Below are 21,287 nucleotides of genomic sequence, written 5' to 3'. Positions count from 1 at the left end.
AATAAACCACCTTTTGGGTGGTTTTTTATTGGTGTTTTTCTGCGCTCAGTTAGTGATCTCAATAGCCTCGTTTGGCATTTATAGCGTTATTGTGCCTAGCTTGAACTGAGATACGTTTAATGCAGATTAATGACGATAGGGCGCAAAAATCTCTAATAACCAGTCGATAAAAGCTTGAGCTTTTAACGGCAGGCTTGGGGATTTTGGGGTGAGTAAATAGTATCGATAGGGACTGGTGAAGGGGGCGTCGAAGGGGATGACTAAGCTGCCGTTTGCCAGTTGTTCTTCGATGAAGAATCGCGGAATAAGTGCTGCGCCCATGCCACTCGCAGCCGCTTGACTCAACATATAAAAATGCTCGACACCAAAGGTTTGTGCTTGGGTGAGTGTTAAACCCACCTTTTCCGCCCAATACTCCCAAAGTTCGGGTCTTGTGGTGTGTTTCAGTAACGTGACGTGATTAATGTCCTCGATATTTTGCAGTTTAGGCGCTAGTGAAGGCGCGCAAACTAAGCATAAATCCTCATCCATCAGCTTGATATAATTCGCGCCCTTAGGGATGACTGTGCTACTACGGATCGCAATATCATAACGACCTTGGCTAAAATCCACGGTAAAGTCGCCAATGGATAAGTCGACATACAAGTGTGGATGGCGGGATTTAAACTGCTCCATTCTTGGAATGAGCCAATTGATGGTTAAGCTTGGCAGCACATTAATAGCTAAGGTTTGCGGTTTAGTGGGCTGACGGCGCAAGTCACTGGTAGCACTAGATAATGTTTGCAGAGCGGCTTGAACATGGGGTAAATAGCGTTTGGCTTCATCGGTTAAACCAACTTTTTTATGTAAGCGTACAAAGAGTGCAAAACCTAAATAATCCTCTAATACTCTGATTTGTTTACTGACTGCGCCATGGGTGACATGCAACTCCTTGCTGGCTAATGTCATGCTCTGTAAACGTGCTGCGGCTTCGAAGGCACGGAGAGAATTGAGGGGCGGTAGTTCGGCAAACATTTTATTTCCTACTGCTGGAAAATCAGAACAGGACTCGGGATTTTGTGTGAGTTTATCTCACGCTGTGGCGACAATAACTCCTTTGCGTTTATTTGGCAAACGCAGTCTAATGTTCGGCAATCACTCTCTTTTTTATCAGAAGAATAATAAATCATCATGGAATTTGAACTGACTCTACAAATCGCAGCGATACTTTTTGCCGTCGCTATGGTGGCTGGTTTTATTGACTCAATCGCTGGTGGCGGAGGCTTGCTGACCATTCCTGCACTTATGTGGGCAGGCTTGCCGCCTGCGGTTGCCTTAGGGACAAATAAGCTGCAGGCCTGTGGCGGCAGTTTTTTTGCGAGTTTGTACTTTGTCCGTAAAGGGCTGGTTGATCTTAAATCCGTTAAGTTAGCCTTGATTTGTGCATTTATCGGTGCGGCATTGGGTACGATTCTAGTTCAACTCGTCGATACTGAAGTGCTGGAGTTGATGTTACCTTTTTTGATTTTGGCTATTGGTTGTTACTTTTTATTTTCGAAAAAGATTTCAGAAGATGATAAACATCAAGTGCTGACACCTACCGCATTTGCTTTTACTGCGGCATTGGGCGTGGGATTGTACGATGGCTTTTTTGGCCCTGGTACTGGGAGCTTTTTTGCGCTGGCCTTTGTATCGCTTGCGGGGTTTGGTTTGGCGAAGGCAACTGCCCACGCAAAACTACTTAATTTCTCCACTAACATTGCTTCGCTGATCTTCTTTGCCTTGGGCGGAAAAGTGATTTGGTTATTAGGATTAGTCATGCTGGCAGGGCAAGCGATTGGCGCAACCTTGGGTTCTCGTCTCGTTGTCACTAAAGGTACAAAGATTATCAAGCCATTGGTGGTGACTATGTCCCTTGCTATGAGTTTTAAACTTTTGGCGAGCCAATATAATTTATTTTCGTAAACTATTTGATATTAAGCATTTTATAAAACTCACTCATCAATAGACGCTCTTTAAGCTGCGCATGAGTGTATCTTAGTGGCGTCCATCTTGGCTCAAAAGTTAAGCCGAGGTGGATATCACCCAAAAGATCCGCCAAATGACGACTTAAAACGTCTCATCCTACTTTGAGTTAGGTGTACTCTTTCAAGTTTTTTGAATAGTATTACCTGTCATTTTTAATACACTTTTTAAGCTTCTTATTGTTTTGGCGTGTATTTTAAATATTGTGTACATATTTAATCCGATTGATATAAGTGCAGTGTCTATCTTGCCAGTCTTATTTTGCATCGACGGGCGGCATGTGCGCTCGGGTTTAGCGCCACCACTTCTTTAAAAGAGCGATTATGAAATTTATCCACACCTCGGACTGGCACATAGGTCGTCAATTACACAATCAATCACTACTGGATGATCAAGCCTTTGTGCTCGAGCAAATTATTGCTCTAGCGGATGAACACAAGGTGGATGCCGTGATTGTGGCGGGGGATATTTATGACAGATCGATTCCGCCTGCGAATGCGGTCGCGCTGTTAGATGATGTGCTTAACCGCTTAGTACATGATTTAGGCCTGCAAGTCATTATGATTGCGGGTAATCACGATGGTCACGAGCGCTTAGGTTTTGCAGCAAAACAAATGGCGGCAAGTGGGTTACATATTATTGGGCCTTTGAGTGCTGACATTCATCCCATTACTTTATCGAGTTCAAGCGGTGATGTGGTGTTTTATCCCTTGCCCTATGCCGAACCTGCCACAGTGCGCCAAGTTTTTGAGTGTGAGGCTACAAGCCATGAGGCCGCAATGACGCTATTGCTTGAACAAGTACGCCAGCACGATAGCCAAGGTTTGCCGAAAGTGGTGATAAGCCATTGTTTTTTGGATGGTGGCAGTGAGTCAGAATCTGAGCGACCACTGAGCATTGGTGGCGCCGATAAAATATCGCCAACGCTATTTACTGAGTTTGATTATGTCGCCCTTGGGCATTTGCACGGACCGCAATACAAAGGTGCAGAGCATGTGCGCTACTCAGGATCGATTTTGAAGTATTCCTTTAGCGAACAACGTCAACATAAGTCGGTGACCTTAGTCGAACTTAGTGCGCAAACGCCGATTAAAATTAGTTTATTGCCATTAACGTCGATACGCGATGTCCGTATCTTAGAAGGGGAGTTAGCCACATTACTCGCCCAAGGTAAAACGGATATCAAGCGTGAGGACTACCTTATGGTCAGACTCCTTGATAAACATGCCATTTTAGATGCTATGGGAAAATTGAGAGCTGTTTACCCTAATGTGCTGCATTTAGAGCGGACTGGTCTGATGGCGGGGCAGCAACAAGTCACCTTGAGCCGAGATCATATCAAAAAAGGCGAGATGGACATGTTCCGTGACTTTTTCTCTCAAGTGTCCGGCGAGTCATTAACACAAGCACAGCAAGCTGTGATGGATGAACTCCTGACTAAGCTACACAATGAGGAGCGCCAAGCATGAGACCACTTAGCCTTTCCATGTCAGCCTTTGGCCCCTTTGCATCGACTCAACAACTTGATTTTACGGCCTTAGGGACTAATCCATTATTTTTGATTAATGGACCCACAGGTGCGGGTAAGACGACCTTGCTCGATGGTATTTGCTTTGCCCTCTATGGCAAAACCACAGGTAATGAGCGTGAAGGCAGCCAGATGCGCTGCGATATGGCCGATGATAGTCTGCTAACAGAAGTCACTTTTAGTTTTCAGTTGGGTAATAGCTGTTATCGTATTCGCCGTGTGCCAGAGCAAGACAGGGTTAAAAAAAGCGGTGACGGCTCAACGGTGCAGAAGCCCGAAGCTCAGTTATATAAGATAGACGCCGAGGGTAATGAAAGTTTGCTTGTAGCGAGCAAAGTCTCTGAGGCAACCGCTGAGATTGAAGCCTTAACTGGCCTTGATGTGGAGCAGTTTCGCCAAGTGATGGTGTTGCCGCAGGGAAAATTTCGCGAATTGTTAATGGCTGACTCCAAAGCAAGAGAACTGATATTTAGTCAGCTATTTCAAACGCATATATACCGGCGTATTGAAGATTCCTTAAAAAGTAAGGCTGCAGATATCCGCGCCTTAGTGAAAGATCAACGCAGCCGCCGTGATGGCATTTTACAAAGTGCGGGTTTAGCATCCGATGACGAGCTTAGCTGCGAATTAGCCAAGCTCACGCCAGAACTTGAAACAGCCCAAAGTGCGAAAGAACAGGCATTACAGCAGCAACAATGGGTGATAAAAACCAGCGATGCCGCCCAGCATTTATTGGCCGAATTTGCGCAGTTTGATGCCTTAACTCAAACGGTTGCTGTGCTTGATGTACAGCAAGAAAACATGGCTGCGCAAACCTATAAACTGAATTTGGCTAAACAGGCGCAGCACATGGCACCTATGCTTGAGGTGTTTGTGGCTCGTGAGCAGGAAGCCAAGGCAGCAAGTCTCGCACTTGATCATGCGAAAACAGCATTAATCCATGCTAAACAAGCCTTCGATAACGCAGAGCTTAAGGCTGCTGATTTGCCCGTGTTGGAAGCGTCGTTACTCGAACTGGAACAGGTCAAACAGCAACTGAATGCCTTAGGGCCGCAGCTTAGGGAATTGGATAGGCTTAATAAAACCCTCGAACAAGAGCAAGCGCAGCTAATTAGCGCGAAAACACAACTTCAGAACAGCAAAAATGAGTTAACCACCGTAGTCCAAAAACGCCGTGAATTGGAATCCGTTCTGCCGCAACTACAGGCCAACAGCGAAACTCGCCTCTCATTGCAACAAGCGCACCAGCAGCAACAGCAATTATTGTCTACCTATCAGCAATGGCAACAAGTGGCGGCAAGGGTATCGTCGACACAGGCAAAACTTGTTGAGGCTAAAGTCAAAGGGCAACAACTCAGTGCTCAGCATCAGCAAGCACAGGTTGCATATAAAGCCTTATTGTTGACTTGGCACCAAGGACAGGCCGCTATTTTAGCGCGGCAATTACAGCAAGATGAACCTTGCCCCGTTTGTGGCAGCCAAACACATCCACAGCCAGCACAAAGCCAAGAGCCGCTCCCAAGTGATGAAGCGCTGCAATTAGCACTAGAGGCTGAAACGAATGCCCAAGAAATCCTGAGCAAAGCCAGAGCGGAATATCGTGGGCTACAAACGCAGTTAGAAACCTTGCAACAGCAAGCACAAGATCTCGCGGTCCAATTGGGCACTGCGGTTGATATTTCTTTAGACGAACATACACATACCTTGTCGCAATACGCTTTCTCACTCACTCAAGCGGAGCAAGCCCATCAGCAGTTACAGCTGTTACAGCAAGAGATTGCATTGTTGCACGCACAGGAAACGCATCTACAACAAAAGTTAGAGCAAGGACAAACACACGACAGTGCACTGCAATCTAAAGTGGATATATTGCAGGGGCAGTTAGCGCACATGCAGCAAAGTGTTCCATCTGCGCTTGCAACGCTTGAGGCCTTAACTGCAGCAATCGCGCAAAATCAGCAAAGTATCAGCCAAATTAAGCAACAGATTGCTAGTGTTAGGGATCTCCAACAACAGACTGGCCAATCTTTTGTTGCGGCTAAAGCGGCACTTAATGGTGCTGAAAATGCTGCTGAGGCAGCATTAGCCCAGCAAACGCGTGCACAGCAGCAACTCAATCAGCAATTAGTCGCAGTAGGTTTTGCCGATCAACAGGCCTTATTTGAGGCCATGCTCGATGAAGAACAACAGCGCGCATTAGCCAGCGAGATTGAGGCTTACCAGCAGCGCAGTGCTTTGACCAAGGCACAGTGCGAGCAGTTAGCGCTTAAGCTTAAAGATAAAGTGCCACCTGATAGCATTAAGCTGGCTGCTGAGCTTGAGTTCGCGCAGCAAGCATTACACGCAGCAGAGCAGGCATGGCAGTTGCTTCACACGCGCACAGTATTACTGATGCAAACCCAAACCCAGCTGAGTATTGCCGATGCAAAAGCTAAGGTTTTGGAAGATGAATATGCGGTTATCGGCACCCTTGCAGATGTCGCTAATGGAAATACAGGTAATAAGATCAGTCTGCAACGTTTTGTGTTAAGCGTACTGCTTGACGATGTGTTGTTAGAGGCAAGCCACAGGCTACACCTAATGAGCAAAGGGCGTTATCGTTTACTACGTAAGGAAGATAGGGCCAAGGGCAACAAAGCTTCTGGGCTCGAATTAGAAGTAGAAGATGCTTATACCTCCAAAGTGCGTCCTGTGGCCACCTTAAGCGGTGGTGAAAGTTTTATGGCAGCATTATCTATGGCGTTAGGCCTATCTGATGTAGTGCAAGCCTATGCAGGTGGTATTAAACTCGATACTTTATTTATCGATGAAGGCTTTGGCAGTTTAGATCAAGATTCTTTAGAACTGGCCATTCGGACCCTGATGGATTTGCAATCCTCTGGCCGCATGATAGGGGTGATCTCGCACGTGTCGGAAATGAAAGAGCAGATAAATACCCGCATCGACATCAATAAAACCTCACATGGGAGCGAAATGACGATAGTTTTGCCTTAGTTGTTCATTCTCACAGAGTGTGATAAATAACAAATTGTTTTATAAGTGTTATTTATTGTATCTCCTGTGTGTTTAACATTCGGATAATACACACAAAGTGAGTTGGAAATGCCAACTAGCGCATGTTTTTCATTAATGGTACAACAAAAGAGTGAAATAGCGTTTGTCATAATCGGTTTTTTGATATAAGTTGGAAAAAATTCGGGCTTCCCTCAAAGGGACTGGTCAAAAATAGAACGCAAAGTTAACGAAAGGTGAAAAGCGTTGCAAACAGGCAAACCCAACTTTATCAACTTATCGCAAACCCGTTTGCAGAACTTATCATCGACCCAAAAGAACATTCTATTAATGGGTAGTTTGTTGATGGGTGCTGCGATGTTGATGCCGAATAATAACCATGTTACGCCAACTGCTCAGCGTATCCCTGTTGTTCTCGATATTGAAAATATTCTCCCTCAAGTTTCTGAACCTGAAGTCCTAGATCAAGCTGCACTCATTAATAATGCTCCCCAGTTTGAGCGAATTATCGTTTCCGGTGATACCTTAAGTGGGTTATTTTCCAAGGCGGGTGTTGATCAGCAAACTATGTATAAGGTTTTAGAAGCTGATTTAAACATTTTGGCACTTGATACCCTGTTACCTGGTAACAGAATGCAATTTTGGCTTGATAGTGAAGGTCAGTTACAAAAATTAGAACTTTATTTTAACGCTGCCCGCCAAGTGGTTTTTACGCGTTATGAAGACGGTAGTTTTAATGTTGAAGAAGTGAACGTTGAAGGTGTTTGGCAAAATCGAATTTTGACTGGCGATATTAAAGGTTCTTTCTACGTTTCAGCCCAAAAAATGGGCTTAGCCGCTGCAGATATTCAGCGAATTGAAGATTTACTCAAAGAAAAATTGAATTTTGCCCGTGATTTACGAGCTGGCGACAAATTCTCAGTTTTGGTAAATGATCAATATGTTGAAGGTGAACCGACGGGAAGTAGCCAAATTTTAGGCGTCAGTATTAAAAGTGGCCGTTCTGAAATTAGTGCATATCAATATTCTGATGGTAGTTATTATGATGCTAAAGGTCAGAGTTTAGTTCGGGCATTCCAACGTTATCCGTTAGCTAAACAACCGCGTATGAGTTCACGTTTTAACAGCCATCGCAAACACCCAATCACAGGGCGTATTTCTCCCCATAATGGAACAGACTTTTCTGTGCCGATCGGGACTAAAGTTGTTGCACCTGGTGATGGAATTGTCAGTTTAGTGACGGACCATCAGTTTGCTGGTAAGTATATTGTGATTGAACATGGTGGTAAGTACCGTACCCGTTACCTACATTTGTCTAAGGCGTTAGTGCGTAAAGGTCAACGTGTAACTCGCGGTCAAGTGATTGCTTTATCTGGTAATACAGGTCGTTCGACTGGCCCGCATTTGCATTATGAATTCCATATCAATGGTAAACCTGTTGATCCGTTGAAAGCCGATATTCCTATGTCGAGCAAGTTAGCGAATCAAGATTTACGCACATTCACTAATATGGTGAAGAGTCGTGAAGCTATAATGAACTTAGGTTAGCCAAACCTAAGCTAATAGAATTTATAGTATCAAAGTTTGAATAAACAATAGCACTGACTTTCTAGAAGAGTTTATCAATGCCGATGAAATGAAAATTTCATCGGCATTTTTGTTTCCACAATACTTATTATGGTAGACATTTTCCTGCTATCACGAGTACTGTTCGAGTTGTATAAAAGCTTAAAATTTGTTCGACTCGAAGTCGTGGCGATAAAACATAAGGGGATAAAATAGATAGGATCTTCAGTTAGAAGTGTTATAGCGAGTCATTCAAAAGGTTGTGAAGAGGAAAATTGTGCGGCTGAAGAGCTTATAACGTTTTTTATTAAGGACTGAACAGAGAACCCAATATGCAGTGCTAAATCGTGCCTATCAGCTTGCGTGGCGCCTTTGCATCACTTTTAATGCGCACTTGCACAATTTACCTTTTAATGCGGGACAGCCACCACAGGGTGATTTTTTAAAGGGACGTAATGCAAAGCTGTGTTCCGTGGGTAAAGGAGAAAGTCGAGTAATAATAGTCGATGAAAATGTCGCATCATTTGCGGCAATAAACTTAGCTTTCGCGAGTTTTAATTGTTTTTTGAGTGTTGATTTATTGCTATGGGCAAATTCTTGCTGAGCAATATGCTTAGAGAGTAATTGGGTGAGGTGCTTTCGTTGAGCCTTTTTATTCGTCAAAGATTTATCAGTCAGGGTGTTCAGACGAGATAAGGATGGAATCACTTTTCCTGAACTTGAAACAGATTTCGCCTGTGTTTTGAGTAACTTTTTAGCTTGTTTTTTACACCATTTGCTCAAAAGTTTATCGATATTCTGTTTCGTCATTGTCATTACTGAGTTCTCCTGCGTGAGATACTTCAGCATTCTAAATGAAAACTATTATCAGTCAAGTTTTGGGCGAAAAATATACGAAGGTTAGGTATCGACTTTATCTGTAGAATAAGGGGATATGTTAGCGTCGATGCAAGTCAATAATAAGCGCAAATCAAATTCAAACTGGTGATAATCCGGCTCCATGTGGGTACACAAATTATAGAAAGCTTTGTTGTGATCTTTTTCTTTTAAATGGGCTAATTCATGTACTACGACCATACGCAACAAAGGTTCTGGCACACGCTTTAAACGCGAAGAAATGCGAATTTCGTTCTTCGCTTTGATTTTATTGCCTTGAACTCGTGCTACGTAAGAATGCAAGCCAAGTGCATGATGGCTAATATTAATTTTGTCATCAAATATCACTTTTGAGAGCGGGGAGGACTGGCGTAAAAATTGATTTTTAATCGTCTGAGTATAGTCGTACAGCGCTTTATCGCTACGAACGCTATGTATGACAGGATGACGTTTCAGCAATAGCTTGGGTAATGTGCCAGCATCGAGATGTTGCTGTACCTGCTGTTGAATATCAAGGCTGTAACCGTTTAAGTACTTTAATGGATTCATAGAGGATTTAGCTCCGAATGACTTCGGAGCCTGAGTTCATCACATTACTTATACTTTGCCAAAAATTCGGCGATTTTGATGGGCATAAGCGGCTTCGAAAGCTAACTGCTGTACTTTTTTAAGATCTAAACTATCGAAATCAACTTGGGGTGGATTGCGCTTGTTTTGCTCTTTGATAGTGACAGGAGACAATAGACTGACAGGTAATTCCCCTAATTGAATGGCTGCTTCAAGTTTAAAGCTTGTCGCTGAACCCGCGAGTTTACCTTTTTGCTCACGTTCTATGATGACAACTTCATCAACGCGATAATCTTGCATAAGCTTATGAAAAGCGAAGTGAAACTCACGAATAGCTTCTGTGGTAGCAGATTGGGAAACGGTGAAAGACACCTTACGGCATTCTGGCACATTGAAGGTTTCACCTTCATAGCTCAATAAACTGATAATGGCTTCGCCACCTTTTAATTCAACACCACAAACTCTCATGTTACACCTTCAAAATATCGATAATAGCGCTATTGTAGCTGGAAATGACATGAGGATCAGTGTTTACCATGCGCTTTTGATTCGCTTGGCGACAGACTGATAATTTTAGTATGTCAATTTCCAGTATTAGATCATGCCTATGTGATTTGTATCAGAGATAATATCTGATGTTAAATCCACCGGCCTTTATGCATAAATTAGTTTTAAACTTCTTCAGTATCATTATCTTGCAGTAATTGTGCCGCAGCAGGTTTTCTACGCATAGGAGCATCGCCGACATCCACGCCCGTGATGAAACGCTTATCCCGCGACGGTGCTGGTGTGGTTGCTTTGGTTCTTTTGCTCTTACCTTTAGCAAGCTCCGCTTTAGCAACACGTTTTACTGGCGTTTGTTTAGCTTTGCTTTTTAGACCACTAAATTTAGCTTCTAGGCCTGGAATTGTGCTGATCTCAAAGGTTTTTCTGAGGAAGACTTGGACTTTCTTAAAGTTGTCCCAATCTTTTGGCCCGACGAGCGATATCGCATCACCTTTTGCGCCTGCACGACCAGTACGGCCGATACGATGCACGTATTCTTCGGCAAATTTAGGCATGTCGAAGTTAACGACCAAGGACACATTGAGCAAATCCAGGCCGCGAGAGGCGACATCGGTTGTCACTAGTACTTGTTGTTGGCCACGGGCAAATTGGTCCATGATTTGGTTTCGTGCGGCCTGCTTTAAATCACCGCTGAGTGCGGCGGTTGCAAAACCTTGCGTGGTTAATTTAGCGGCTAAGCGCTCAGTATCTGGACGCGTCGCGGTAAAAATAATCACTTGTTTATGGGTTTCATCTTTGAGCAAACGGGCTAATAACGCTTCTTTATGGTCTAAGTGGTCACATAAAAAGATACGTTGATGAATATCGTTATGCTCAGAGTGAGCCGCGCCAATCGCCACGTGCGCTGGATTTTTTAGTAATGTTGCTGCGATATCATTGATTTCGTCGTGATCTAACGTGGCAGAAAACATCAGAGTTTGACGGCGTTTATGATCGGCTGCATCGTTGATGGCTTTTAACTGCGGGGCAAAGCCTAAATCTAACATGCGGTCGGCTTCATCGAGGACTAATAACTCTAAGCCATTGAGAAAAAGATGCTTCTGTTCTAAATGATCGGCGATACGGCCTGGAGTCGCGACAATAAAATGCGGTTCTTTCGCTAAGGCTTTGGCTTGGTCATTAAAGTTTTCACCGCCCAGTACGCTGATGGCCTTGTATTGGGTGTTGGCGACAAGGAGGCGAAGCTGACTATAAACCTGATGTGCTAGTTCGCGAGTCGGTAATAAAATCAAGACTCTAGGATCACGTTTCGACAGTGAGCGGGTAGAAATGACTCTTTGCAATGCGGGTAACAAAAACGCTAAGGTTTTACCTGAGCCCGTTTTTGATGACGCCATTAAATCTTTACCTGCCAATGCGATAGGCAGTGCTTGTTCCTGGATGGCGGTGGGTTCTGTGATCCCCATATGTTTTATGCTTTGAAGCAGACGCTGGTCCAGAGAAAAATCGGTAAATTGCAAAGGTATATCCCCTAAATCTTAGTAAGGGCAGATTATAGCCTTAATCGCCCTTGCTCAGCTATCCACATCGGTGATTATCTCTGCTTCATGCACGGATTGATGTAGAAAGTGTGCCATTTATGCTCTGTTGATTGTATTTATTTACATTGGTATTACAACCTCTTAATTGTGTCGTTTTTACCGATTGACAGTGGATATGGCAGGATTTTACGTTATCGTGTACTGCATTGAGTTACAGGAGAAATGATTTATGGCTAACGGAACAACCCCTTCGGTAGGTATTGCCTTGGGCAGTGGGGCGGCGAAAGGTTGGGCACATATAGGTGTATTGAATGGTTTAGCTGCCATGGGTATTAAGCCCGATAAAGTGGCTGGATGTTCGGTGGGGGCTTTAGTGGGTGCCGCTTACGCCCATGATCATTTACCCGAGTTAGAAAAATGGGTGCGCGGTTTTTCTAGTTGGGACGTGCTTGGCTTGATGGATATTCGATGGCGTAAGGGCGGGCTTATCGGCGGAGACAAGGTGTTCGATGTGCTGCATGCACGTATAGGAGATGTGAATATTGAAAATCTCAATCGTCCCTTTGCAGCCGTCGCGACTGACTTATACTCTGGTCAGGAAATTTGGTTTACTGAAGGGGATTTACGGCAAGCGGTACGGGCCTCTTGCTCCATGCCGGGGATTTTAGCCCCTGTCAGACAAGGAGAACGCTGGTTAGTCGATGGTGCTGTGGTGAATCCTGTTCCTGTTTCGGTCAGCCGTGCCATGGGCGTTGATGTAGTGATTGCAGTGGATTTATATGGCTATCATTCTGGGCGTATCCAAGTGTTACCCGTGAATATGACCAGCCAAAGGACTGTCCAAGCTGAAATGGATATGCCAGCGCGACAAGAAACGGGCTTTATGGATTTATTTGCCCGTGGCCGAGATTATGTCAGTAACCTAACCGATAAGTTTTCGCTCGGCACTAAATCGAATCCGGGGATGATTGCTGTGATGTCGCAATCTATGGGTATTTTAGAGCAAAGACATAAGCGGGCGCGGTTGATGGGCGATCCACCAGATATTTGTATTGTGCCAGAGGTGGGAAATATCGGCACTATGGAGTTTCACCGTGCTGATGAGGCGATTGCCGCCGGCGAAGCTGCGGTGGAGAAAGTCGCCCACTTGATTGAAGCAGCGCTCTGGAAGGGCTGATGAGGCAAAATATAGAGTCAAAAGCTTTCATATAGATAGCGTTTGATTGCAAGATAAACAAAAGTCGGTATCACTTTCGCGATACCGACTATTTGCTATCTCATATTGAGATGTTTATACCGCTTTGTTGGTGACTTAGGCTAGTTTTACCAACATTTTACCGCGATTCTTACCTTCAAATAGACCGATAAAAGCATCAGGTGCTTGTTCAAGCCCTTGATAAATTGTTTGTTCTGCTTTGACTTTGCCTTCCGCTAACCATTGAGCCATTTTTGCGGTGAACTCAGGATAATGCGCCCAATGTTCGGATACGATAAAACCTTCTAACTTGAGTTTTCGCATTACAATTAGGGCTAAGTTGTCAGGGCCAGGTGTTGGAGTTGTGTTGTTATATTGCGAAATCATACCGCAAACAGCGATACGTCCATGATCTTTCATATTGCCTAGTGCTGCGGCTAAATGCTCGCCACCGACGTTCTCAAAATACACGTCAACCCCTTCTGGGGCTGCTTTTGTCAACGCTTGGGTAAGATTGCCACAAGTCTTGTAATTGATGACCGCATCAACACCATAACTTTTTAATAATTCAGCTTTTTCATCTGAACCGACAGAGGCTATTACACGAGCACCTATTAGTTTACCAATTTGGCAGGCCACGCTACCTACTGCGCCAGAGGCGGCGGAAACGAATAGTGTCTCACCCGCTTTTAAATCTGTAATGCGAGTCAGTCCTGTCCAAGCTGTCATGCCTGGCATGCCGAGTACGCCGAGGAAATGTGAACTATCAAGCGTAGTTAGTGGTAAAGCTGTTAGTCCTGCGGTATCTGTGACTGCGTGTTCACGCCAACCTAGCATGCTGCTGACTTTAGTACCAACCGGGAACTTGGTGTTTTTTGACGCGATAACTTCACCAATCGCACCGCCTTCTAAGACTTGATTTAAGGCGAAGGGCGGAACATAACTCTTGCGATCAACCATGCGCCCGCGCATGTAAGGGTCAACCGACATCCATAGATTTTTAATCAGCACTTGTCCATCAGCGAGCGGTGCTAACGCTTTATTTACTAAAGTAAAATTCTGTGCTGTAGGCATGCCTTCTGGGCGACTAGCTAGATGGATTTCACGGGTTTCAGTCATACTCTTCATAAAAACTCACCTTTTGTTTGTGCGCAAACGAATGATGTTAACTCTACGTGGCTTTAAGATTGAATGCAAATAGTTTGCGCGCAAACTAGATGAGGTGGGACAGATCGGATAAGATAGCGTTATGTTTAAATGACAGGCGCTTAAACGTGCAGAATTGCTTACCTCAACCTGAGCTAGACGCTACAAAACAGACTCATAGCCAAGCTTCTAGCGATCCACTCTGTTTATCCGATAATGTTTGTTTCGCGTTATATTCTGCGAGCAATGCATTAGTGCGTGCTTATCGGCCTCTACTCGAGGCATATGAGTTAACTTTCCCTCAATATTTAGTGATGCAAACCCTGTGGCGTCAAAACGGCTGCAGCCAAACCCAGCTATCAATGGCGACTAAACTCGATATGGGAACCCTAACGCCAATCGTCAAGCGGTTAGAGTTGAAGGGGTTGATTACGCGATTAGCCTGCGTTGAAGATGAGCGGAAAAAGCTGATCACTCTGACAAGTCAAGGAGAGGGTATCAGGCACGAAGCTCTTGCCTTGAAGCAAACCTTGCTTGATAAAGTGCAGATGGACGCTGAGGCACTCGATTTACTAAGGCGGCAATGTCTTGCCCTTATTGAAGATTTACAGTCCTAGAGATAAATCTACTGGTGCTGTTCGCTACCCGAAAATTCAGGATCTGCACAGATTAATACTTGATTGGCTTAGTTTTTGCTTTAAAACCGTTATTGAGTCTTAGACGCCGAATTTTTGACGATGAATTCTATTTTAAATGCCTTTAATCTTAATCGCAGCAGTGCCAGTATCGCCGATGCCTATGGTGCCAATAGCCAAAAGACGAGCACGGCTAAAACCGATACTACGACAGAAACAAATAAAACGCAGACGGATGCTACCAAACCCGATAACGGTAAAACCGATGAGATAGCGCTGTCGCCAAGGGCGCAACGCGCACAGAAAATTCAATCGATGGCGAAGGATTTTTTTGCCGATGGTCAATTTGGCGTCGCCGATATTCCCGCATTGGTGTCGCGCTTACAAAAAGATGGCATTTTATCGGATGTGCAACTCGAGCGTTTATCGAAAAACGGTATTACAGTGCCGAGCACAACAACGCCGACTAAACAATCGTTGCAAGATTTTTTAGATGATGAAATCAAGTCATTAGCTAAAAAATCACCTAATAATCCTCTTATCAATACCTTAGTTGATGCTAAAAACGTCTTAACCAATATGGATGATGCTCAGTCGCCGGTGCTAGCCCAGAAGGCCACGAAAGTCCTTAGCCAATTGACGGATTATTTGAATTCTGAACCTCCGCTTACGGATGCTCAAAAGCAGCAGTGGCAGGGGCTAAAATCTATGATGCAACTTGCTTCATCTATGGGGGCACATCAATCTGCATCGGGCCAACTCAGTAGTTATCTTGCGCTTGCTAAACGTTAATTCACATCCATAGTGCGTGATAAACACAAATTGTCACGCATTCAACTAGCTGGGTTTAATCAGCAGGTCAAGGCGCAATTTTCAGATAATTGGGCCTAGCTGCAGTTCTTGTTTGTTCTTTTATTTCATCCTAAAAACTATGATCTGGATCATGGACTCCTTACCGTCATTGTAGCCTAATGCTCTACATATTGTGTTTTATGCTTTTAAAATCACTAGATGTAGTGTTAATTTTTAGGCGAGATGGAGAGGAACTGAACAATGCCAGTCGTAATTAAGCGTGATGGTTGCCGCACACCTTTTGATGAAACAAGGATAAGGGATGCAGTGAATGCCGCTGCAAACTCAGTTGGAATAGAGGATGGCGACTATGCAGCGACAGTGGCAGCGTGTATCAGTCAGAGCGTCGCGCCATTAGCTGAAGTCGATATCCACCATCTACAAGATGCGGTTGAGAATTTACTGATGGAAGGGCCGTACAAGTCCCTGGCGCGGGTGTATATCGAATACCGTCACGACAGAGATGTGTGCCGTGAAGCGACCAGTAAACTCAACCTCGAAATCCGTGGTTTAGTTGAGCAAAGCAATGCGGCTTTACTCAATGAAAATGCTAATAAAGATTCAAAAGTCATTCCTACTCAGCGGGATTTACTCGCGGGCATAGTCGCCAAACATTACGCCAAGAGTCATATTTTGCCAAAGGATGTGGTCGCTGCCCATGAAGCGGGCGAGATCCATTACCACGACCTAGATTACTCTCCGTTTTTCCCGATGTTTAACTGCATGTTGATTGATTTAGCTGGCATGTTGACCCACGGCTTTAAAATGGGTAATGCCGAAATTGAAACCCCTAAGTCTATTTCAACAGCGACAGCGGTGACCGCGCAGATTATTGCCCAAGTGGCGAGTCATATCTATGGCGGAACTACTATCAACCGTATCGATGAAGTGTTAGCGCCATTTGTCGCTAAGAGCTACGACAAGCATTACCAAATTGCCCTGAATTGGAAGATTACCGACGCCAAAGCCTTTGCCACGGCGCAAACTGAAAAAGAATGTCACGATGCATTCCAGTCTTTGGAATATGAGGTCAATACTTTACACACCGCCAATGGCCAAACACCGTTCGTGACCTTTGGGTTTGGTTTAGGTACGTCGTGGGAATCACGCTTAATTCAGCAATCTATGCTCAAAGTGCGGATGGCGGGATTGGGTAAAAATCGCAAGACGGCAGTATTCCCTAAGCTAGTGTTTGCGATTCGCGATGGTATTAATCATAAAGCGGGCGATTGCAATTACGATGTAAAACAGATGGCGCTCAAATGCGCGACAATGCGCATGTATCCCGACATTCTCAACTACGAGCAAGTCGAGAAAGTGACCGGTTCATTTAAAACCCCAATGGGCTGCCGTAGCTTTTTAGGCACCTATGAAGAAAATGGCGAGCTTGTGCATGAAGGGCGCAATAATTTGGGAGTGGTCAGTTTAAACCTGCCGCGGATTGCCTTAGAAGCCAATGGCGATGAAGCTGAATTTTATCGCATTTTAGATGACAGATTAGTATTAGCTCGTAAAGCACTGGATACCCGTATTGAGCGACTGAACGGTGTTAAAGCCCGCGTGGCACCTATCCTCTATATGGAAGGCGCCTGTGGTGTACGCTTGCGCGCTGATGATGATGTGGCGCAAATCTTTAAAAATGGCCGTGCGTCGATTTCACTCGGTTACATTGGACTGCATGAAACCATGAATGCACTCTATGGCCCCCAAACCCATGTATTTGATGATACACAATTGAGGGAAAAAGCCGTCGCTATTGTAGCCTATCTTAAAGCGGCCACGGATGCATGGAAGGCCGAAACAGGTTATGGCTTTAGTCTGTATAGCACGCCAAGTGAGAGTCTCTGCAGCCGTTTTTGTAAACTGGATGCGAAGCAATTTGGGCTAGTCACAGGGGTGACGGACAAGGGCTATTACACTAATAGTTTCCACCTCGATGTGGAAAAAAGTGTTAACCCTTACGATAAAATTGATTTTGAACAGCCATATCCCGCTATCGCGAACGGCGGCTTTATTTGTTATGGCGAATATCCCAATATGCAGCATAACCTCGAAGCGCTGGAAAACGTCTGGGATTATAGCTACAGCCGCGTGCCTTACTATGGCACTAACACGCCAATTGATGAATGCTACGACTGTGGCTTTACCGGTGAATTTAGTTGTACCAGTAAAGGGTTCACTTGCCCTAAGTGTGGCAATCATGAGCCTAGTCGGGTTTCTGTGACGCGCCGTGTGTGCGGTTACTTAGGCAGTCCTGATGCGCGGCCCTTTAATTATGGCAAGCAAGAAGAAGTAAAACGCAGGATCAAACACTTGTAACACTATTACCTTATTCTGCCTGTTAGACTTATTCCGTGGCATCAAATAGTGCCACGGGATGAGTGTCAGTGTTAAAAGATGAAATGCACTATGAGTGACCATCAATGAATTACCATCAATATTTCCCTATCGATGTGGTCAATGGCCCAGGTACCCGTGCGACCTTGTTTGTCTCTGGCTGTGAGCACCAGTGCCGCGGTTGTTACAACCAAAGCACGTGGGATCCCCGTTCTGGGCATGTGTTTGATAGGACGATGGAAGATAGGATTATTGCCGATCTCAATGATCAGCGGATTGTGCGCCGTGGTTTATCGCTTTCGGGCGGAGATCCTTTATTGCCTGTCAATCTCAGTGCCATTTTGACGCTCGTCAAACGAGTCAAGGCTGAGTGTAAGGGGAAGGATATTTGGCTGTGGACAGGTTATGTGCTCGATGAGTTGAGTGATGAACAGCGCGCCGTGTTGGCTTATATTGATGTGCTGGTGGACGGAAAATTTGAACAAAGTCTTGCCGATCCGAGTCTTGTCTTTCGCGGTAGCAGCAATCAGATCATTCGTTTGTTATAAAAGCGGTAACGAGGATCTGTAACTTGCTGCTATAATCTCAGGCCTTGACACAGACGCTAGCATAATCAGGCTAAGATTTTACTGTGGCTAACTTAGGTAATTTAAGGTAACAGAATGAATTTAAAGCAAGAACTGCAGCAGCTTAACGATAAATTAGATAAATTTCGTCGTAAACTTGCTGCGGCTGAACAAAGAGGCGATGACGTCATTATTGCCCAGTTCAAACGCGAAATCGCTGCGGTCACTAAGCAAATCGGCAGTGTGAAAGGGCAACAAACCCGCTTATTGAATAAGCAAGGGTCAGATATTAAAGGTTTGCCTTTCCATCGTGCTTTGACAAAAGCGGAACAAGCAGACATGGGCAAACTGAAAAAGTCTGTCAAAGGGCTTGTGGTAATCCACCCTATGACGGCTATCGGCCGTGAAATGGGGCTAACGGAAGTTACTGGATACGCTCCCGCAAAATTTTAATGTGGGATAGGATGTCACTGGCACGGGATCGAGTGTCGATCACGTGTTTGTGCTCCTTGTATTTAATGCACTGCTTCGTTTTAATCCATTCCTTCGTGCTGCCCATCGAAAAGACATTCATGTTTGGTTTAGTTGATTAAAACACTAAAGTATTTCTGGATTGTTCGAAAACACTTTAGAATGGTGCGCTTAGTTGGCTAAGTGCCTAATCCTCGTTTTGTTTCTAGGGATCTTATTCGTCTCATGGAATGAGAGTTGTCGTTAAGGTTAAGTATGTCGATAAAATATGTCGCGACGTCAAAGTTACCCACTCCTTGGGGCGTGTTTGCCATGCATGGTTTTGAAGATACCGAATCAGGTAAAGAGCATGTTGCGCTCACATTCGGTACGCTCAGTGCGGATGAACCTGTGTTGGGCCGTATTCATTCCGAGTGTTTAACCGGCGATGCTTTATTTAGCTTGCGTTGTGACTGTGGTTTTCAGTTACAAGCTGCCATGCAAAATATTGCGGAAACGGGCAGTGGCTTTATCCTCTATTTACGCCAAGAAGGCCGTGGCATTGGTTTGCTGAATAAAATTCGCGCCTATGAGCTGCAAGATAAAGGCGCCAACACGGTTGAAGCCAACGAGCAACTCGGTTTCGAAGCGGATATGCGTAAATACGACATGATCAAGCCTATGCTGGAACAGATAGGGGTGAAGCATGTGCGTTTGATGACCAATAATCCGCGTAAAGTGAAAGCGATGAAGGAGTTTGGCATCGAAGTGGTTGAGCGCGTACCGCTGCAAGTTGGTAAAAATCGTTATAACGAAGCGTACTTAAAAACTAAATCCACTGAGCTTGGACACATGATGTCTGAATATCATTTTATGGATGAAAATAAGTAGTTTTGTCATCATGATGAGTCGACCGATTGAGTTAAAAATGAGGAAGGTTTAAGTCAATTGAGCCATTGTTTCAGTCGGTTGCTATTAAGCTTGTCGCTAATGTGCTTGGCATTACTGAGCGTTATTCCTACCACCTTTGCCGATAGTGTCTCTGCTACAAATACATTTATATCTGCATCTCAAGCGGATGATTCCGACTTTTCTATCAATCATGCACCTAATAATGCTAATGGTAGTAATCCGATAGAAACTAGCACTAATCCAAATTCTGTTTACGCCTTTGGTAGTTATCTTGGCACTGGCGTTTACCGCGCTGCAAACCAAAATGCCACCGTCGTTAGTATTCCGTTAACTTTTGATTTGAAGAAAGATAGCGGTAGCCAAACTTGGTTACGGTTACCTATCTCCTTTGGCTTTTTTGATTATTTAGCCAAAGATATCACTGAAGGCGAGTTACCGTCGTCGATAGGCACTATGACAGTTACCCCAGGTTTTGAGCATCATTGGCAGGCGAGCGAAAATACTCGAATGGAAGGGTATTTAGATATCGGTTTTGGCACTAACTTCGATAAAAACGATAACGTTGCTATTATCGCCTCAGGGATCAGTAGCTTGTATGACTTTACCTTAGCAGGGCAGGATGCTGTGTGGGTATCGAGATTACGCTTTGCTGGGTACAGTGAGCACTATGGTAAGTTTTCGGATCAATTTGCAGTACTACAAACAGGTGTTGATTTAGGGTTAGCACCACGCTGGCAATGGTGGGATCTGCAGGTGCAACCAAGGATCTTTGCCGTGGGTTATTGGTATTTCAATGAACTCAGATTTATCAGCGAGATAGAGCAAGATACTATTGTTTCTGGCAGCTATGAGGCAGGCTTCTCCCTTGCCTTTTCTAAGCCGTTAGGCGGTGAATTATTGAGTGTTGATCGCATCGGATTTAGTTATCGTCGTGGCGATGGGCTCAATGTTTGGCGTTTAATGTTTAGCTTTCCTATCTAGGTTATCATCCATTACGGGCTGTATTACAAAGACTATTGGTAAGTTATCTTGTCTAAGCTGACTTTTGCGCGTCGCGCATCTTCTTATCAGTCAAGGTTGCTATTTGACTACTTAGCTGCATTATCTGTTCTTGAATTAACTTACGTTGTTGCTCCGCAACCTCAGAGTCATCTCCTTTAAGTTTGGCCAGCATTTTTTGTAGTGCTTTGATCTGCTCTTTTATTTTCTGGATCTGTTGGTCGATTAACGTCATGGGCTCTTCTGACGCATCATTTTCTATTCCATCTTTTTTGGCTGCAGCATTGTCTCTTAAAGGGGCACCTACATCTGCGGACAATGCGGCGCGGCCGGCTGAAGAAATGGAGACTGTGTCTTGAGTATCCTGCGCATCTGCTGTCGATTCATTAGTCGCCGTTTTTGTTGTGGCAGGAGTTGCTGCGATATATGCGCTCGATACCGGAGTGAAAGTTGAGCCGATTGTGGCACTGTTTATTCCATTAATGCTCATTCCATACTCCATTAGATGCAAACTGTGTTGATACTCAAATCGCTATCGGCCATTAATTGGAAAACTGAAGCTAATTTTTGGCTTATTTGGCAAAAAGCGCGATA

The 21,287-nt window shown here is 44.5% G+C and carries 19 protein-coding genes; 12 read left to right on the top strand and 7 right to left on the bottom strand.

Features of this window, described 5'->3' with window-relative positions:
* Positions 1-126 precede the first annotated feature (126 nt).
* The gene (locus L5L77_RS15660; RefSeq protein ID WP_263186254.1) at positions 127-1,014 is read right to left on the bottom strand and encodes a LysR family transcriptional regulator; all 888 of its coding nucleotides are present in this window, start codon (positions 1,012-1,014) and stop codon (positions 127-129) included.
* A 156-nt stretch (positions 1,015-1,170) separates the two neighbouring features.
* Between L5L77_RS15660 and L5L77_RS15655 the strand changes: the two genes are divergently transcribed.
* From L5L77_RS15655 to L5L77_RS15640, 4 genes are all read left to right on the top strand, one after another.
* Positions 1,171-1,944, top strand: a complete 774-nt coding sequence (locus tag L5L77_RS15655) for a TSUP family transporter (RefSeq protein WP_028760428.1) — start codon at positions 1,171-1,173, stop codon at positions 1,942-1,944.
* Positions 1,945-2,327: 383 nt separating this feature from the next.
* Complete coding sequence (locus L5L77_RS15650) at positions 2,328-3,473, top strand: exonuclease SbcCD subunit D (protein WP_263186256.1); 1,146 nt, start codon at positions 2,328-2,330, stop codon at positions 3,471-3,473.
* Entirely contained in the window at positions 3,470-6,526 is a 3,057-nt protein-coding gene (locus L5L77_RS15645) for an AAA family ATPase (RefSeq protein ID WP_263186258.1), read from the top strand. The genes L5L77_RS15650 and L5L77_RS15645 overlap by 4 nt, the downstream gene beginning before the upstream one ends.
* Positions 6,527-6,790: 264 nt before the next feature.
* Entirely contained in the window at positions 6,791-8,092 is a 1,302-nt protein-coding gene (locus L5L77_RS15640) for a peptidoglycan DD-metalloendopeptidase family protein (protein ID WP_028760425.1), read from the top strand.
* 372 nt (positions 8,093-8,464) lie between these two features.
* On the opposite strand, the gene L5L77_RS15635 is transcribed toward L5L77_RS15640, so the two are convergent.
* The 4 genes from L5L77_RS15635 to L5L77_RS15620 all read right to left on the bottom strand — a co-directional run bounded on the left by L5L77_RS15635 (position 8,465) and on the right by L5L77_RS15620 (position 11,580).
* Positions 8,465-8,920, bottom strand: coding sequence for a hypothetical protein (locus L5L77_RS15635; protein ID WP_105253145.1), 456 nt, complete (start codon positions 8,918-8,920; stop codon positions 8,465-8,467).
* 90 nt (positions 8,921-9,010) lie between these two features.
* Positions 9,011-9,535, bottom strand: a complete 525-nt coding sequence (locus L5L77_RS15630; RefSeq protein WP_105252910.1) for a M48 family metallopeptidase — start codon at positions 9,533-9,535, stop codon at positions 9,011-9,013.
* Between the two features lie 48 nt (positions 9,536-9,583).
* Positions 9,584-10,021: a DUF3010 family protein gene (locus tag L5L77_RS15625; RefSeq protein WP_028760422.1), complete on the bottom strand. Its 438-nt coding sequence runs from the start codon at positions 10,019-10,021 to the stop codon at positions 9,584-9,586.
* 203 nt (positions 10,022-10,224) lie between these two features.
* Positions 10,225-11,580, bottom strand: a complete 1,356-nt coding sequence (locus L5L77_RS15620) for a DEAD/DEAH box helicase (RefSeq protein WP_173496518.1) — start codon at positions 11,578-11,580, stop codon at positions 10,225-10,227.
* Positions 11,581-11,830: 250 nt separating this feature from the next.
* On the opposite strand from L5L77_RS15620, the gene rssA reads away from it, so the two are divergent.
* A complete protein-coding gene (gene rssA / locus L5L77_RS15615) occupies positions 11,831-12,778 on the top strand; it encodes a patatin-like phospholipase RssA (protein WP_105252908.1) in 948 nt (315 codons plus the stop codon).
* Positions 12,779-12,913: 135 nt separating this feature from the next.
* Here rssA and L5L77_RS15610 read toward each other — a convergent pair whose 3' ends face one another.
* Entirely contained in the window at positions 12,914-13,924 is a 1,011-nt protein-coding gene (locus tag L5L77_RS15610) for an NADP-dependent oxidoreductase (protein ID WP_263223054.1), read from the bottom strand.
* 146 nt (positions 13,925-14,070) lie between these two features.
* Here L5L77_RS15610 and L5L77_RS15605 point away from each other — a divergent pair, with 146 nt between their 5' ends.
* From L5L77_RS15605 to L5L77_RS15575, 7 genes are all read left to right on the top strand, one after another.
* Complete coding sequence (locus L5L77_RS15605; protein ID WP_263138198.1) at positions 14,071-14,559, top strand: MarR family winged helix-turn-helix transcriptional regulator; 489 nt, start codon at positions 14,071-14,073, stop codon at positions 14,557-14,559.
* A gap of 120 nt (positions 14,560-14,679) precedes the next feature.
* Positions 14,680-15,369, top strand: coding sequence for a hypothetical protein (locus L5L77_RS15600; RefSeq protein ID WP_173496521.1), 690 nt, complete (start codon positions 14,680-14,682; stop codon positions 15,367-15,369).
* A gap of 261 nt (positions 15,370-15,630) precedes the next feature.
* On the top strand, positions 15,631-17,748 hold the full coding sequence (gene nrdD / locus L5L77_RS15595) for an anaerobic ribonucleoside-triphosphate reductase (RefSeq protein WP_263163218.1): 2,118 nt from the start codon (positions 15,631-15,633) through the stop codon (positions 17,746-17,748).
* Positions 17,749-17,852: 104 nt separating this feature from the next.
* A complete protein-coding gene (gene nrdG / locus L5L77_RS15590) occupies positions 17,853-18,314 on the top strand; it encodes an anaerobic ribonucleoside-triphosphate reductase-activating protein (protein WP_105252903.1) in 462 nt (153 codons plus the stop codon).
* Between the two features lie 114 nt (positions 18,315-18,428).
* Positions 18,429-18,785: a YibL family ribosome-associated protein gene (locus L5L77_RS15585; RefSeq protein ID WP_028760414.1), complete on the top strand. Its 357-nt coding sequence runs from the start codon at positions 18,429-18,431 to the stop codon at positions 18,783-18,785.
* Positions 18,786-19,058: 273 nt separating this feature from the next.
* Positions 19,059-19,673 carry a GTP cyclohydrolase II gene (gene ribA, locus L5L77_RS15580; protein ID WP_006087423.1) on the top strand — a complete coding sequence of 205 codons (615 nt, stop codon included), beginning with the start codon at positions 19,059-19,061 and terminating at the stop codon, positions 19,671-19,673.
* Between the two features lie 57 nt (positions 19,674-19,730).
* Complete coding sequence (locus tag L5L77_RS15575) at positions 19,731-20,675, top strand: hypothetical protein (RefSeq protein ID WP_263223052.1); 945 nt, start codon at positions 19,731-19,733, stop codon at positions 20,673-20,675.
* 52 nt (positions 20,676-20,727) lie between these two features.
* On the opposite strand, the gene L5L77_RS15570 is transcribed toward L5L77_RS15575, so the two are convergent.
* Positions 20,728-21,183, bottom strand: coding sequence for a FlxA-like family protein (locus tag L5L77_RS15570; RefSeq protein ID WP_263163214.1), 456 nt, complete (start codon positions 21,181-21,183; stop codon positions 20,728-20,730).
* Positions 21,184-21,287: the final 104 nt, after the last annotated feature.

Origin of the sequence: Shewanella sp. SM29 (assembly GCF_025654245.1) — a bacterium.
In the GTDB taxonomy this organism is placed as follows: domain Bacteria; phylum Pseudomonadota; class Gammaproteobacteria; order Enterobacterales; family Shewanellaceae; genus Shewanella; species Shewanella oncorhynchi.
The sequence above is the reverse complement of the archived record's forward strand: the minus strand, read 5'-3'. Positions and strand labels throughout refer to the sequence as shown.

Excerpts from the sequence above, each read along its gene's own strand:
- rssA (WP_105252908.1), top strand. The coding sequence starts at position 11,831 with ATGGCTAACGGAACAACCCCTTCGGTAGGTATTGCCTTGGGCAGTGGG.
- L5L77_RS15635 (WP_105253145.1), bottom strand. The coding sequence starts at position 8,920 with ATGACGAAACAGAATATCGATAAACTTTTGAGCAAATGGTGTAAAAAA.
- nrdD (WP_263163218.1), top strand. The coding sequence starts at position 15,631 with ATGCCAGTCGTAATTAAGCGTGATGGTTGCCGCACACCTTTTGATGAA.
- L5L77_RS15655 (WP_028760428.1), top strand. The coding sequence starts at position 1,171 with ATGGAATTTGAACTGACTCTACAAATCGCAGCGATACTTTTTGCCGTC.
- ribA (WP_006087423.1), top strand. The coding sequence starts at position 19,059 with ATGTCGATAAAATATGTCGCGACGTCAAAGTTACCCACTCCTTGGGGC.
- L5L77_RS15630 (WP_105252910.1), bottom strand. The coding sequence starts at position 9,535 with ATGAATCCATTAAAGTACTTAAACGGTTACAGCCTTGATATTCAACAG.
- L5L77_RS15610 (WP_263223054.1), bottom strand. The coding sequence starts at position 13,924 with ATGAAGAGTATGACTGAAACCCGTGAAATCCATCTAGCTAGTCGCCCA.
- L5L77_RS15660 (WP_263186254.1), bottom strand. The coding sequence starts at position 1,014 with ATGTTTGCCGAACTACCGCCCCTCAATTCTCTCCGTGCCTTCGAAGCC.
- L5L77_RS15600 (WP_173496521.1), top strand. The coding sequence starts at position 14,680 with ATGAATTCTATTTTAAATGCCTTTAATCTTAATCGCAGCAGTGCCAGT.
- L5L77_RS15625 (WP_028760422.1), bottom strand. The coding sequence starts at position 10,021 with ATGAGAGTTTGTGGTGTTGAATTAAAAGGTGGCGAAGCCATTATCAGT.
- nrdG (WP_105252903.1), top strand. The coding sequence starts at position 17,853 with ATGAATTACCATCAATATTTCCCTATCGATGTGGTCAATGGCCCAGGT.
- L5L77_RS15585 (WP_028760414.1), top strand. The coding sequence starts at position 18,429 with ATGAATTTAAAGCAAGAACTGCAGCAGCTTAACGATAAATTAGATAAA.
- L5L77_RS15570 (WP_263163214.1), bottom strand. The coding sequence starts at position 21,183 with ATGAGCATTAATGGAATAAACAGTGCCACAATCGGCTCAACTTTCACT.
- L5L77_RS15650 (WP_263186256.1), top strand. The coding sequence starts at position 2,328 with ATGAAATTTATCCACACCTCGGACTGGCACATAGGTCGTCAATTACAC.
- L5L77_RS15645 (WP_263186258.1), top strand. The coding sequence starts at position 3,470 with ATGAGACCACTTAGCCTTTCCATGTCAGCCTTTGGCCCCTTTGCATCG.